Here is a 13,746-nt window from a genome sequence, read left to right on the forward strand (position 1 = left end):
AAGGATCCCTCAATCAACGCCGTGCAGCAGCAAACTTTGCCAACCTAGTTTTTTTGACTGTTTGCACGACATGGGGGACCCGGCGGGGGTGGCGTCACAGGTTCGCCGATCGCTCAAGCCGGGCGGTACGTGGATGGTAGTCGAGCCGATGGCGGGTGATCGCCTTGAGGACAACCTAAACCCGGTCGGGCGCCTCTTTTACGCGGCTTCGACCATGCTCTGCGTACCGACCTCGCTCGCGCAGGAGGTGGGTGCCGCGTTCGGCGCTCAGGCGGGCGAGGCGAAGCTGCGGGAGGCGATCACCGCTGGCGGGTTCGGCAGCGTCCGCCGCGCGACTGAGACGCCGTTCAACATGATCCTTGAGGCACGACCTTAGGCCCAGTGTTGGGCTGCTGGGGAAATCACCGGCCTTGTCCACTTCGCGGTGTTCACTCTGGCTCCCAGAGGAGTAGTCGCAGAACAAAGAGTGCGGCGCATAGGACCGCTACACATGCCGGGGAGAAGATGATGGACCGATCCACACCCCCGATCACGCGACGAGTCGCGCTCGCGGTGGCTGGTGGCGCCACAACCGCACCCCGGTCCGGCCCGGCTCAGGGACGCTTTCCCGACCGCCCGATCCGCATGATCGTGCCCTGGCCCCCAGGGGGCGCCACTGACACGCAGATGCGTGTCTTGTGTGAACTGGCGGCCCAGCGTCTCGGCCAGCCAATCGTCATCGAGAACCGACCCGGCGCGACCGGCTCGCTTGGCGCACTGGCGCTCAAGCTGGCGCTCAAGGACGCGCGGCCAGACGGTTACTTGCTCTCCCAGATGCCGCCCTCAGGCGTGTTCCGCATCCCACATATGTCCTCCCGCCCGCCTTTCGATCCGATGACTGATTTCACCTGGGTCATTCAGGTAACAGGCTACACCTTCGGTGTGGTGGTGCGTGCCGACGCACCGTGGCAGAGCTTCCCCGAACTCCTCGACCATGCCTGGATCAACCCCGGCCTGATCAACTACGGCTCGCCCGGCGTGGGTAGCCCGCTGCATGCGACCATGGAGCGGATTGCCCGGCTCCGTGGCATCAACTGGACCCATGTCCCCTTCCGCGGCACCACCGACGACCTCCAAGCCCTCCTGGCAGGACAGGTGCAGGCCAGCGCGCAGGGGAGCACCTGGGCGCCGCTGGTCGAGGCCGGGCGGCTGCGCCTGCTGGTGACCTTCGGCGCCGAGCGCATCAAGCGATTCCCCGATGTTCCCACGCTGCGCGAGGTGGGCATCGACCTCGTTGTCCCGGCGCCATATGGCATCGCCGGGCCGCGCGGTCTCGATCCGGAGGTCGCGCGCGCGCTGCATGACGCGTTCAAGGAGGCGCTATTCGGCCCCACGCACCTCGCGGTGCTGGACCGGCACGATATGCCGGTCCTGTATCTCGGCCCCGAGGAGTACGCAGCCGCGGCCCGACGCCAATACGAGGAGGAGCGGGAGATCGTGCGCATGCTGGGGTTGCGAATGGAGTAGGTCCATGAGGTGGAGATTAGGACCGTCTGCGGGTGGCAGTAGGACGCGTGGCTGTCAGAGGGGAGGGCAGAATGGGAGAGGGGCTGACCTTTACCAAGGGGGTGGCTGCGGCGGGGGGGTACGAGAGGGCCTTCGCTCACGTCTCCTCGCACTTCGTCCCGTTTCTGCTCCGCGCGTCCCGGCCTGCATCCGACAGCTTTCGTCGCCGAACCAACCTCAGCCTGTCGTCAAAAAAAGAACGGCCCAGCCGAGACCACCGCCAGGGCTGAACCGCGCTTGTGATTAGTAACCGCGATACCCACGGCCGCCCGAGTAACCGCCGCCACCGCCGTAGTAGCTGCCGCGGCTGGGTGCTGTCAGAGCACCGCCTGCGGCACCCACACCACCACCAACAAGCGCACCTGTTCCAACGCTGCCACCCGTCAAGGCGCTTACCCCAGCACCCGCTCCCGCTCCAAGCAGGCCCCCCGAGACGGCGCGTCCGCCGGGGCTTGTGCCGCATGCCGTCAAGCTGAGTGAAACTAGCCCGGCGAGCAGCGCGGCCATGAAATTACGCATCAGGGTTATGCCTCCCGTTATGGACGTAGAGGTGCAACGCGGCAGCCGCGAAGAAGCCTCGGCCGCAGCCTTCACAATGCTGCACTTCGTCGAACCGACTTCCATGACTGCTTATGTACGGCGGCTGCACGCGCTTGGCTCCATCCCGATCAAAACGGCGACCGCGGCCCGGCACCTGCGTTGATGCATAGAGGTGCGCGCCATGCAAACACGGTTTCCCATGATCGTTCTTGTTGCCCTTCTTGGTACCCAGGCGTGGTCGCAGACGACCGAGACGCTACCGCCCATCGCCGGTTCCCCGGCGGCACGACCACGCGCCGAGCCATACCCGGCCCAGCCTTGGTCACCACCCCCGGAGCCATATCAGGGGCAGCTTCCACCACCCGTCCCCTTCCAGCCTGGACCCGACCAGCGTCATTCGGTTCCAATGCCGCCTGCTTTCACAGCGCGAGAGTTACAGGCGAGGGATGAGCCGGTTCGCTTGGGGTGGCGCACTGCGGTTGAGGGAGAGTTTGCCGAATGGTGGCGGCGATATGGATGCTTTCCTCACCCCCGGCGGCAGGAAGTGTGGTTCGAGATGCTGGCTGACCGGCTCGGCGCCACTACTCAACAGCAGCAGCACTCCCTGTATGGCTTGGTGATGGAGCGGGTCGAACTCTATGACCCGCCCCGAACCCAATTCAGCGGGCTCCTGGGCGACACCGAGGATTGGGTCAACGACAGGATGGGGTGGCGGGCAGCCGGTGACCGGTTTTGCCCCCGCGGTTAGGCCAGCCACTCCGGCGCCTATGTCCAGCGCGGCCGTGAGCGAGAAAGTTATACCCCTCGGCGGCAGCAAAATTCTCACAGGTGCATTTACTGAATACCCGGCATCAGACTGGGGAGGGAGACGAACATGCGAGGGCGCCTCTGGGTGGCGGTCCTCTACGCCAGTTCTCACTGTACCGTGGCCCTCGCTCAATCGCACACCGAGGCCAGCGTGCCCATGGTCGCTCAGGTCGGCGCTGCCGCATCACCCTTAGCCCTCCCGCCGAGACCACCTCTCCGAATTCGGCCCGATGTCGAGCGGACGAATCTCGGCTGGGTCGCTTTGCTTGGGCTAAGCAGCCTTACCGCAGCCAACTCCCAACGGAGGCCGCCAGCGTAAAGCGCGCGACGCTAACCACGAAGCGGAGTTTAGCGGTGCTTGGCCCGCGTGGGTGACGGACCGAGCGGCGGCTCAATCCGGATAAGCAGCCCTATACGGGAGAATGCACATGGCCAAGGGTCAGAAGCGCAGTGGCCGCGAAGCCAAGAAGCCGAAGAAGGACAAAGCGAAAGGTCCAGCAATGGCGTCGTCGTTTGTCCAGCCGCCCACCAAATCGGTAGCGCCCGCCAGCAAGAAGTAGCTCACTCGATAAGGGCGGACGGTGGCCTTTACCGCTTAACCGCCGCATTGTTCGCGCTTTGGAAATCTGCGAAGGGTGACACCTCGCCGGAATGGTCAGTCCTGACGCCGCTCAGGCTCCCAGCCCATCACGTCCCGCTACGCGACCGGCCGGAGCGCCGTTAAGTCGTATTCATCGAACATCGTCTCGGCCAGCGCGTAGGGCGGGCCGTTGAGCCAACTCGGATCACGCCGCGGATCGACGATGCTGGCTGTCTCCCGTCCGCCCAGCACAGACACAACCTCGGCTGAGTCGATTCGGATTGCCACCACCCTGCGGGTGCCAACATCAGTGCAGCGCCACAGCCCGTGGCCGGGAGTAAATGCTTGGCCGATCACGAACTCACTGTGCTTCATCGTCATGCGGCAATCTCGTCCTCCTCGTCACCTTCATCGCCAATGTCATCCTCCAAATCAACCTCGCCTTCGCGCCCACGCTTTGCTTCATGCTCGATCCGCGCCAGGGCCGAGTGCGCGTCGGTTTCGACAATCTTCAATCCAATCGCCACAAGATGGCGGATCAGTGCCGACTTTACGCCCGGCGGCGGTGAGGCATTTTTTGGACCGGCGCATTGCTCGAACTGCCACAGTCCGTCCGCTATGCGGTGGAGTGCGGCGAGCAATGGCGGGTCGTCGGACACGAGGAATACAGTTGAACCGTTCACGAGATTCACATGGTACTTCGCCGCTCCCCACTCCGGCAGAGCCACACAGTTTTGGAAGCTCGTCGCAATTCTTTGGAGTTCGTCGGTCGTCCTGACAAAGCGGAAAGGTTCGGGTGCGGCGAAACCTGGGTCGGGCGCTGCAATTCGTGCAAGTGCAGTCCTGATACGCCTTGCCACCGCAGGCATCCTGGCCCCAGACGGGAGCCGCATGTCCTCATCGCGCAGCGCAGAATGGGCACGGAGGAAGGCCACCACGCAGTCTAGGTTATCCATGATGTAGCGGTTTTCTCCGACGGCACCCCGCAATGCAGCGATCGCGGGGTCCATCCTCGACAATGCCTCGTAGTAAGCGATTCGCGCCTCGGTCAGGTCGCCGTCGAGCAGTGCCTCAGCGAACGGGCCGTGGCTAACCGCGCCGAGCCGTTCATAGAATCGCCTGCCCAATACCCGGTCGCCCGCACTGTCGAGTGCCCTGTAGAGACGCCGTGGGCAATCTGGCAGGGCGGCTCGCAGGAGCTTGCGCGGGTCGGTGCTGTTGATGACCTCAGCCACCTCAGCATCCGATTGAGCAGCTTCGGGCGCGAGATAGAGATATGCGCCGATGGCGTGAATGGCTTCGGGCGGAGCCACGATCAGACGCGCGATGAGGAGTGGTCTTGCCCGGATGAGTGCCGCCATTCGTGTCGAAAGGGCTTCACCGAAGATGCCGAGGAGAGGCGCACGTTCACGCGGTGCCTGGACGCTTTCGTTGCTCATGCATCTTGCGTAGCCGAAAATCGAAATCTGGCAATGAAATCGAGGTCACGCTGTTGCGAGGCCGCTACGACTAGCTAAGGCATGCAGCACCAAAGCGCTGTTGACCGTAACGCCTGTGGCGAAGCAGCCTCGCTGGGCTAAGTGGAGGCAGCATCATGGCCACAAGGTTCACTGAACTGGTTGGCTGCACTGTGCCAGTCCAGCAAGCTGGAATGGGCTCGTTGGCACCGCCTGAGTTGGCCGCAGCGGTGTCTGAGGCGGGCGGCCTCGGCATGCTGGGCACTGCCCGCGGCGGGCTGAGCCCGGCAACACTCTCGACGATGCTTGACCGCCTGCATGGGCTAACCTCCAAACCGTTTGGGGTCAACTTCATTGTCTCCCCGCTACACCTCCGGGGTGGACCTAATCGACCACCGCTTGATCTCCACTGCATTGAGATCGCCGCCCGCTCGGCGAGGGTAGTGGAATTCTTCTATGGTGAGCCCGATCCTCGTTTGGTCGATATGGTCCATGCAGGAGGGGCTTTGGCTGCTTGGCAGGTAGGCTCGCGGGAGGAAGCCATCGCGGCAGAAGCGGCAGGCTGCGACTTCGTGGTAGCTCAAGGGATCGGCGCAGGTGGCCACGTTCGGGGCACTGTGGGTACCTTCCCGTTGCTCGGGGATGTGCTGGAAGCCCTCAGGATACCGGTGGTGGCCGCAGGTGGCATTGGCACAGCAAAGGCTGTAGCGGCTGCGCTGGCCGTCGGCGCCGACGGCGTGCGGGTGGGAACCCGCTTCGTGGCCACCCACGAGGCGGGGGCACATCCAGAGTATGTGGCGGCCCTGATTGCCGCGCGGGCGGAGGACACCGTGTACACGGGAGCCTTTCACCTAGGCTGGCCCGACGCGCCGCACCGCGTTCTGCGGTCCTGCATCACCGCGGCGGAGGCGTTCCAAGGCGATGTGGTTGGCGAGGCTGTGCGGCTCGACGGAACGCCAATGCCGATCCTCCGCTTCGGCACTGCGGTTGTGGATCGGACGGTGACAGGGACGATCGCAGCAATGGCGCTGTGGGCCGGAGAGTCGGTCAGCGGGGTGACCAGGGTGCAGGCGGCGGCTGAGGTCGTACGAGAACTCACTACGGGCACCGGAGTAGAGGGCCGCTAAGGGTTCGACCGTCTCTCTGCCTCAGTCGCTCCTACGGCGCCAAAACCGAACACGGCATGAGCACCATTTGGGAAACCCAAAGGAGGGCGCAAGGCGTGCATTGAGGCAGCCGCCGCCGGGGTCAAGGACGCGTGTGCGATGCCGACCAGCGCCGGTAAAGACCCCAGCAGAGTATCCCAGGGGAAGCTGTCATGCGCATTCTGGCGTATCCGCCCCACCAGAAGGAGGGCGCCTTCCACTGCCGGGGTGGCCCGCCTGTCGCGCGAATGAACTCTCGTGCCCTTCGCCGGTTGGGCCGATCTACGCACCCAATTACCCGCGATCCGCGAATTCGGGCCTGGGTTTGCGAGCGCCAGGGGGAACGGCTGATGGACGTGTTGGTCGTGGAGGACAAGCCGCTGATCCGGGAAGCGGTGGCACGCGGTCTACAAGAGACGGGCTTCCAGATCGAGGAAGCCGCCACCACCGAAGCTGCATTGGCTGCAATCGAAAAGGCCGCCGCCGCGAGCGGGCCGCCGTCCGTGGTCGTAACCGGCCTCCACCTCGGTCCCGGTACAGACGGCTTTGCGCTTGGGGCGGAGGTGCTTCGGCGCTGGCCCGAGGTGGGCGTGGTCTACATGACGTGCCATCCCGACGCGCTCGATGGACATCTGCTCGGCCCGCGCGAGCATTATGTCGTCGAGCCTTTCGCGGCCGAGACGCTGCGGCAAGCGGTGCGTCGCCTGATGCCTACCTTAGCGCTGGCCCGGATGCCGCCCTTGGCGTGGCTGGGGCAGGTGGTTGCTGCCGCCCTCGGCCTGAGCGGCCCGAGGGGGCCATAGAAGGCTGCGCTGCTCGTCTTGGTAGAGCGCTTGCGGCGTCGAGGGAGGTGCAGGACCCGCCGTTCACCATTCTCGACGGATTGCGGTGCATCGTTGCGGAGATGATATTGCAAAATTGGTTCTAAGTGGATTTCGACGGTGCCCCTACGAGCATCTGGGTAGGACCAGAGCAAATCACGCCTTGTACCGAGTAGTGCCCCGCATCGGGCGGCCTGACGGCTCCGTCTGGCGACCTCGACCTCACCTCATCTATGTCGAGCCGCACCACGTACCTGCACATCGGCTAGTTCGGATCGACGATCTTCCAGTAAGAGTCTTTCCGCACCACCTTGCCGTCGCGGAACTCGTAGAAGTCGCAGCCACGCACCTCGATGGGCTTGCCGGTCGTGGCCGTGGTGCCGCGCAAGGTCCACTTCGATATACCCGCGTCACCCGCCACGTAGTGCTGGTCGTCCCCGTAATGCACATCCGGGATACCGTCGAACCGCGATTGAAGCGCCTGCCGGACAGCGGCGAAACCCTGGTGGCGGTTGCCCCATGGATGCGGACCGCGCGGCATTTCCAGCATGCAATCGTCAGCAAAGAACGTCATCACAGCATCCACGTCATGGCTGTTGAAAGCGCCCAAGATGGCCTTCAAGACGGCAACCGTCGGTCCTTTGGTCGAAGCCATTCTATCCTCCGGGACGCGAGCTACCGCATCATGTGGCTGCGCAAGTAGGCGCACCACTCGGAAGCTGCGGTGGGAACGATACTGCTGTTGATGAGCGCGGCAACAAGCAGGACCCACGGCTTTGATGCCCAACCCGCGATAGGCGCACCGCGACCTCACCATCTTGTTGCAAGCTCGGCTTGGAATTCGGCGGCATGCTGCCCGCTGGCCCTTTGCCCGGCCATCTGGCCTTTTTTGAAGGCGTTCACGCGTGGAGACCGCACCGATAACGGCCGACGGGATGCCGCCCCTCAAACGCCGACACCTCCTCGCGCTCGTGGGCCTCAGCGCCGTTGCCGCCTCTGCCCCCGCGCCCACTGAGGCGCTGGAACTCGCCAATCCGCAGAAACTCGTCGTGGACAACCGGGAGCCGGGCGTGCGCATTATCGGCGCTCGCGGGGAGTTCGTCGCTGCGCGCGGTGCGTACTACGCGCCTGCCGTGCCGTACGGGCATCTGCCGGTCCAACTCCCCCACGCCCTCGTGGCCAGCGAGGACCGGCGCTTCTACGAGCACTTTGGAATTGACCCATGGGGCATCGCTCGGGCGATCGCCTCCACCATCACAGGGCGGACGCAAGGCGGTAGCACGCTGACCCAGCAGACACTCAAGGAAGTCTATCTCAAGCGGGAGAACGTGCTGGTGCGTAAGGCGCTGGCCGAACCGGTGCTCGCGCCGCTTCTTGAACTCAACCTCACCAAGGAGGACATCCTCTTCGTATACCTCAACCGCGTCTACTTCGGCGGTAGCGCCTACGGGATCGAGGCAGCGGCCCGGGTCTACTTCGCCAAGGCTGCACGTGACCTAACCGTTTTGGAGGCGGCCGTACTCGTCGCTCTGCTGCCCGCACCGAACCGCCTCAATCCGCATCGCAACCCCGACCTCGCGCGCGACCGGGGGCTCCGCGTCGTCGAACAGATGGTCGAACAGGGCCTCCTCACACGCACCGACGCCAACACCGCGAAGGAACAGCGGCTCGCTGTCGCACCGTCGTGTTCGGCCTGGGGCGGCTTTCATCCCGGCGGGATGCAAGTCGGCTGGTTCGCCCGCTGGATCGAGGCGGAGGCCGACGCGGTGTCGGGAGAGCGCTCCGGCACCCGCACGATCCTGACCACGCTCGACTCCCGCATTCAGAAGGCGGCCGAGAGACACCTGGGTGACGCATTGAGCCGCTACGGCCAGCAGATGAATATCGAGGAGGGTGCCGTGGTGGTAATGCGCCCGGACGGCGCGGTCGTCGCCATGGTGGGCGGACGAGACTACCGAGCCAAGGAGTGGAACCATGCCACCCAAGCCCGGCGGCAGCCCGGCTCGGTAGCCAAGCTATTCGTCTATCTCGCCGCGCTCGAACGCGGTCTGACCCCGCAGCAGCGGGTGAGTGACGATCGTCTCAGCGTCGGCGGGCGACCGGTTCGGAACTTTGACGACCGCTATCTCGGCGAGGTGGCACTCGAAGCGGCCCTCGCACGCTCGTCGAATACCGCGGCCGTGCGGTTGGCGTCCGGCCACCTGGGTGAGGTGCGAGACATTGCGCGGCGGCTCGGCATCACGGCCGACCTCTCCGGGGAGGCGGGCGACCTCGCGCTGGGCACCTACGATACAACGCTGCTTGACCTCACGGCGGCCTACGCGGCCTTGGCCAACCGGGGCAGGCCGGTCGCGCCCTACTGCGTCCGAGAGGTCCGCGGCAACGAAGGGCAGCGCCTCTATGTTCAGGTGGAGCACTCTCGACAGCCGGTCATCCGGCCGCGGCACGTCGAGGCAATGCGGCGGATGCTGGCAGGGGTGGTCCAGGGCGGGACCGGGAGGGCGGCAAACCCCGGTGTCTGGGCGGCGGGCAAGACCGGCACCACGAGTGGGAACAGGGACGCATGGTTCATCGGCTTCACCGAGCGTTACGTCGGGGGTGTGTGGCTCGGGAACCCCTCAGCCACCACACCGATGCACGGCGTCTCGGGCGGAGGACTGCCTGCCCGGATATGGCGGGCGGTGATGATGGAGGCGGCCCGGGTGTAAAGCGCCAGCGTCATGCGCATGCATTCGGCGGTAGTAAACAAGATGCCGCTGCTAAGTTCGGACCGTTCACCGCGAGCGCTATCACCGCCGCGGCCGCATAGATGAGAGCGGAGACGGCCCGACGATCTCGCGGCAGCGCAAGGAGGTGTCCTCGCGGGTGAGGCTCAACTTGATCGTCGAGCAAGCTATTTACCCGCTGCGCGAGATAGCCTCCTGGCCCTCAGGACGATGATGTCGGGCATCGTCTCCGGCAGGGCTCCAAGCATCAGTTCTAACATCATTGACCAACGGGCTACGATTGTCGAAATCTACGCGCCGATGCTGGCTTGATGCTCGATGATGAACGGATCGGGCCATCACCCTGACGATGATCCTCTGAGAGGCGGCTGGGGGCGGTGAGGTGAGGTTAGGGTCGGGCTGGCGAGGATGTCAGGATCATCATCGCTGACATTTGGCCGAAGCCGCCGGTCGACCCTCAGGCCTGCTGGCCAAATTCTCCTTCAACTGATCTCGCCACTTCATAATTGTTGCCATCGGGCTCGGGACACCTGAACTAATATTTTGACGCTAATCATCGGTACTGTGGCGTCACGGCCTGGGTTAAACGATCAGCAGGATAATCCCGAACGGTCCGCTGCATCATCAACAGCGACCACGAACATATGAAAACGTTTGCCCTGTGATAGCCGCTACGTTATGAGATAGAAACAACAGGCCAGTTTCAATCGCAGGATGCATGATGGACGGCTCGAACAAGCTATCGTCACGAGATTTTCTCCTGGCGCGCGCCCTGGCCGACGCGAAGAAATGGTGCGTAGGAGCGAGCGCGACTGTCGGCGCCCGGCCGTCGGATCAGTATTGGGTTGCCCTGTTTCGACGCCTTCAATCGGAGCCCATTACAGAGAAAGAAGCTCATCTCTTTCTGACAACATTCCAACTAACAAACAGAGTGATCTGGGATAAAGCAAACGTTGCTGCCCAAATGTGCGCTCTGCGCGAGCAGGAGCCATTCGAACCCGTCGAAAGTATCCAGAGGCTCGCCCACGTCCTGCGCGGTTGCAACGCCCGCGGCACGCGCCAGACCTCGGCGGCCAGCAAGTTGGCGATGTTTGCCAAGCCGTCGGCCGAGGTGTTCATCTGGGATGCCCTGGCCAGTCGCTCAGCGCGCATGAGGGACTCGTGTCGAGACGCGGTAGACGGCACCACCCCAAAGCGGCGCGCAAGCATGTCCATCTACACCACGGCGGACGGCGAGCATGACTACGCCGCGTTCCATGCCGCATGCGCTCGTGCGCTCCACGATGAACAGAGGCGTCCCGATTTCGTGGAGGCAGCAGCCATGTTCGCTGAATATCTTGCCCATACCGACGGACCAATGGCCGACCGCATGCTGGTACCGAGATCATTCGTCGAGCGCCGGTTGCTCGACAAACTGATGTTTTGGGAAGGTTGGGGGCAGAAATACGGCGACATGCGCCCGTTTTGAATCGGCAGCGCCCCTTCCCGGCCGCTTGGGAGGTGTGATTGGCGAAACCGAACAGAGTCGGCATTCCGTACTGCACCTCTCCATCAAACAAACTCAGCTTCCTAAAGGATAGGTCATGCAATATCGGATATCGCTACCAGAGCTTCGCCCGCCGTGCTCGCGGAACGACGACGCTACCGATGATACGGACAGCCGCACCAAAATGGCCTGGGCCTACGCGATGGGACTCTTCGGAGATACCGTCGCTGCAATGTCAGTCTCATCGGACCTCGCGCGACTGCATGATCACAAGGGCACTCTTCACGTTGTATTAAAGACGAACGCCGTCCTGTCAGACAAACTCATCAATGCGCTCCGCCAAGCTTGGTCTGACGTAGCTGGTGAGAATGCGAGCGATGTCGAGGTCGTCATGCTTGGCACTGAGGAGTATCAACGTGTCTGGCGTGCAAGGCGTTTCGCCTAAAAGCCGAGCTATGCGCGGGGGGGGGGCGGCAGGGGCGAATAGTGGGGACCAGATCGGCGTCCTGCTTTTGGACGGCTGAGCCAGTCCCGTCGCCGCTTACCGAGCCAATTCTAGCCGACCAGACGTAGTCGACAACTGGCCCAAGTGGTCCCGAGCGGCCCGCAGTACCATCAAAGACGTACATCCAACGTAAACCATGCAGTGGTCGGCTTGATCGATCCGGGCAAGAAGTCGGACATCGGGACGGTTCTCCATTCCAAACTCGAAGTCGCCGAATGCAACAGGTTCGACGGCGAAATCGGCGACGAAGGGATGGCTGTCTGGCGCGGCTGGTCGCCGAACGATCGCGTGGTAGCGCATGAAGATTGGAAGCTGCGCTGTTCCGAATTCATTATGATGTTGACATGAACCGGTGGGTGCGGGTACATCAGTCCTTCCACAGAAGGATGTCGCTCGTCCTGACTACAAGCGGAAGCGAAGCACTTCAAAACAAATCGTTGCATTTTATTCAATGAGATCACGGCATGGTTTGGACAAAAGTTGTAATCTCCTGTTCCGAACCGGCTGGCGATGTTAGCGCTTTCCCGGTTGAGACAGAAAATCGAGGCGTTGCGGTTAAGCGCGCGCTTCGTGAATATTCAACGGAACGGCTCCGCTCAGTTGATACCATTTCCGCCACGACGGAGGATGGTCCTCTCACCAGCGATGAGAGCCTACCAAAGTTGCGTTTATGAGCCGAGCGTCTGCTGCGAGAAATGGACTGGAAGCATTTAGGTTTGGGTTGCTTTCAGGCGCCATAATCGAGGGCAGGACTATCAAGAGAGCCAGGACCGGCAACCGCGGGCAAAAGCATTAGGCCAAAGGCAACCGCCTGATGACAGGGTATAATCATTACCAAAACTGCTCATGCGGATGGTGTGTGGGCGGGAGAGGTTCTAATGATCAAATAATCCCGAACGGTATCGGCTCGTGGCCGGGTGTCAGGTCTACGCTTGAAAGCTATACGACACCGAATGCGCGCTGCCCAGTGTGCAGTGCCGTGGTTTATTTCTATCAGTCGCCATCGGGCGGAAAGGTTTTTTTCGACGAACTCGGCCCTCCATGGCCAAAGCACCCTTGCACCGATAACCCTTTGCCTCATTCAGTAAGAACCCGCAGCCTCAGTTACTCAGTACGCAACGCGGCCGCCGATCCGTCCTGGCGGAAAGAGGGTTGGGTGCCTATACGGGTCGAGGTGGTTCGCCGCCGTGGTGAGTGGGGCGAGATTACAGGGCGGCGCCTGGACAACCACAAAAGTTTCGTGAGGCTGGTGCGCTGGTGGGAAGCGCTCATACCCGGTGTGCCAGCGCTCGTAAAACCTTTGAACGCTCGCGGGCTCGGGCTAATCGAATGGATTGCCACGACACCGCGGGGGCTCAAGGTCGCTAAAGACACCCTCGCTCACCAAGCCTATCAAAAATGCTCCAACCGGGTAATCAAAGCGGCTCTGGCGGGCGACGGGGCCTGCGCAACAAAAGTCGGGAGAGCAGTTTCGTTTGATTGGGCAAAGGGTGCGGATGGGCCTCAGGACGCTGAGTACCCTGTATTCTTAGATTGGTCGATCGCCGAGGAATGGTTTCGCTTGGCGGCCCAGTTAGGCGACTCCGAGGCCATCGACCTCCTCAAGCGCATCCCCAGTACCGGTCAGCGATAGCCCAACTGGGTGTCCGCAGCATCCGAGAATGTGGCGGGCAGGCCGAAGCTTTAGTTCACCTCGGGCAACGGACCTACTTACCTTCTGACAAGCAATCTGCTCCGGGTTGCTGCGGATGAGGCCGACCTCCACCTTTCCAGCCAACATCATTTCCCTACGCCCACTCTGCGCTTGGCGCGTAGAGCGACACCGGCATATGGCGGAAGGCTGTTGCGGCTACGTCGCTGCGCTGACTCGCATCCCCGGCATCTTGTCGATGGGCATCAGCCCTGTGGCGATTAGGCTCATGCTGCTCACCATGTCGCTCTCGTCGGGGATGGACCCGCGGCCCGGGAACTCGATTGCCCGCAGGCCATGGCGGCCTAGCTCGGCTGCGAGCGTGGAGGCGGTGATCGTCCAGCCAAGCGAAGCCCGTGGTGGGATCGGAAGCCTCGACAAGAGGACCGCTGGCTTTGCTATCGGATTCTGGCCCGGGTGTGCTGACGAATTTTGGCCCACCTG

General features: G+C 63.0%; 12 protein-coding genes and 1 pseudogene. 9 read left to right on the top strand and 4 right to left on the bottom strand.

The features are described from left to right. From AC5JJ1_RS28390 to AC5JJ1_RS28405, 4 genes and pseudogenes are all read left to right on the top strand, one after another. Positions 1-376: pseudogene (locus AC5JJ1_RS28390) on the top strand (hypothetical protein); the annotation flags it as partial. Positions 377-624: 248 nt separating this feature from the next. Beyond that, a complete protein-coding gene (locus AC5JJ1_RS28395; protein WP_495788478.1) occupies positions 625-1,506 on the top strand; it encodes a tripartite tricarboxylate transporter substrate binding protein in 882 nt (293 codons plus the stop codon). 544 nt (positions 1,507-2,050) lie between these two features. After that, positions 2,051-2,248: a hypothetical protein gene (locus AC5JJ1_RS28400; RefSeq protein ID WP_495788479.1), complete on the top strand. Its 198-nt coding sequence runs from the start codon at positions 2,051-2,053 to the stop codon at positions 2,246-2,248. A 1,072-nt stretch (positions 2,249-3,320) separates the two neighbouring features. After that, positions 3,321-3,452 (top strand): hypothetical protein, encoded by a 132-nt coding sequence (locus tag AC5JJ1_RS28405; RefSeq protein WP_495788480.1) that lies wholly within the window; start codon positions 3,321-3,323, stop codon positions 3,450-3,452. A 137-nt stretch (positions 3,453-3,589) separates the two neighbouring features. On the opposite strand, the gene AC5JJ1_RS28410 is transcribed toward AC5JJ1_RS28405, so the two are convergent. Together AC5JJ1_RS28410 and AC5JJ1_RS28415 are read right to left on the bottom strand one after the other, a co-directional pair. Continuing rightward, positions 3,590-3,853, bottom strand: a complete 264-nt coding sequence (locus AC5JJ1_RS28410; RefSeq protein WP_495788481.1) for a hypothetical protein — start codon at positions 3,851-3,853, stop codon at positions 3,590-3,592. Next, positions 3,850-4,911, bottom strand: coding sequence for a hypothetical protein (locus AC5JJ1_RS28415; RefSeq protein WP_495788482.1), 1,062 nt, complete (start codon positions 4,909-4,911; stop codon positions 3,850-3,852). Before AC5JJ1_RS28415 ends, AC5JJ1_RS28410 begins: the two co-directional genes overlap by 4 nt. A gap of 155 nt (positions 4,912-5,066) precedes the next feature. Between AC5JJ1_RS28415 and AC5JJ1_RS28420 the strand changes: the two genes are divergently transcribed. Beyond that, positions 5,067-6,056, top strand: a complete 990-nt coding sequence (locus AC5JJ1_RS28420; RefSeq protein WP_495788483.1) for an NAD(P)H-dependent flavin oxidoreductase — start codon at positions 5,067-5,069, stop codon at positions 6,054-6,056. Positions 6,057-6,424: 368 nt separating this feature from the next. Then, positions 6,425-6,877 carry a response regulator gene (locus AC5JJ1_RS28425; protein WP_495788484.1) on the top strand — a complete coding sequence of 151 codons (453 nt, stop codon included), beginning with the start codon at positions 6,425-6,427 and terminating at the stop codon, positions 6,875-6,877. 283 nt (positions 6,878-7,160) lie between these two features. On the opposite strand, the gene AC5JJ1_RS28430 is transcribed toward AC5JJ1_RS28425, so the two are convergent. Beyond that, on the bottom strand, positions 7,161-7,550 hold the full coding sequence (locus tag AC5JJ1_RS28430) for a nuclear transport factor 2 family protein (RefSeq protein ID WP_495788485.1): 390 nt from the start codon (positions 7,548-7,550) through the stop codon (positions 7,161-7,163). A 250-nt stretch (positions 7,551-7,800) separates the two neighbouring features. Between AC5JJ1_RS28430 and AC5JJ1_RS28435 the strand changes: the two genes are divergently transcribed. From AC5JJ1_RS28435 to AC5JJ1_RS28445, 3 genes are all read left to right on the top strand, one after another. Then, complete coding sequence (locus AC5JJ1_RS28435; RefSeq protein WP_495788486.1) at positions 7,801-9,603, top strand: transglycosylase domain-containing protein; 1,803 nt, start codon at positions 7,801-7,803, stop codon at positions 9,601-9,603. A gap of 736 nt (positions 9,604-10,339) precedes the next feature. Further along, positions 10,340-11,089 carry a hypothetical protein gene (locus AC5JJ1_RS28440; RefSeq protein ID WP_495788487.1) on the top strand — a complete coding sequence of 250 codons (750 nt, stop codon included), beginning with the start codon at positions 10,340-10,342 and terminating at the stop codon, positions 11,087-11,089. 673 nt (positions 11,090-11,762) lie between these two features. Then, entirely contained in the window at positions 11,763-11,960 is a 198-nt protein-coding gene (locus tag AC5JJ1_RS28445; protein ID WP_495788488.1) for a hypothetical protein, read from the top strand. Between the two features lie 1,501 nt (positions 11,961-13,461). On the opposite strand, the gene AC5JJ1_RS28450 is transcribed toward AC5JJ1_RS28445, so the two are convergent. Further along, a partial coding sequence (locus tag AC5JJ1_RS28450; RefSeq protein ID WP_495788489.1) for a hypothetical protein occupies positions 13,462-13,746 on the bottom strand: 285 nt, incomplete at its 5' end.

This window comes from Belnapia sp. (assembly GCF_059504005.1).

Excerpts from the sequence above, each read along its gene's own strand:
- AC5JJ1_RS28440 (WP_495788487.1), top strand. The coding sequence starts at position 10,340 with ATGATGGACGGCTCGAACAAGCTATCGTCACGAGATTTTCTCCTGGCG.
- AC5JJ1_RS28415 (WP_495788482.1), bottom strand. The coding sequence starts at position 4,911 with ATGAGCAACGAAAGCGTCCAGGCACCGCGTGAACGTGCGCCTCTCCTC.
- AC5JJ1_RS28430 (WP_495788485.1), bottom strand. The coding sequence starts at position 7,550 with ATGGCTTCGACCAAAGGACCGACGGTTGCCGTCTTGAAGGCCATCTTG.
- AC5JJ1_RS28405 (WP_495788480.1), top strand. The coding sequence starts at position 3,321 with ATGGCCAAGGGTCAGAAGCGCAGTGGCCGCGAAGCCAAGAAGCCGAAG.
- AC5JJ1_RS28395 (WP_495788478.1), top strand. The coding sequence starts at position 625 with ATGATCGTGCCCTGGCCCCCAGGGGGCGCCACTGACACGCAGATGCGT.
- AC5JJ1_RS28410 (WP_495788481.1), bottom strand. The coding sequence starts at position 3,853 with ATGACGATGAAGCACAGTGAGTTCGTGATCGGCCAAGCATTTACTCCC.
- AC5JJ1_RS28425 (WP_495788484.1), top strand. The coding sequence starts at position 6,425 with ATGGACGTGTTGGTCGTGGAGGACAAGCCGCTGATCCGGGAAGCGGTG.
- AC5JJ1_RS28400 (WP_495788479.1), top strand. The coding sequence starts at position 2,051 with ATGAAATTACGCATCAGGGTTATGCCTCCCGTTATGGACGTAGAGGTG.
- AC5JJ1_RS28420 (WP_495788483.1), top strand. The coding sequence starts at position 5,067 with ATGGCCACAAGGTTCACTGAACTGGTTGGCTGCACTGTGCCAGTCCAG.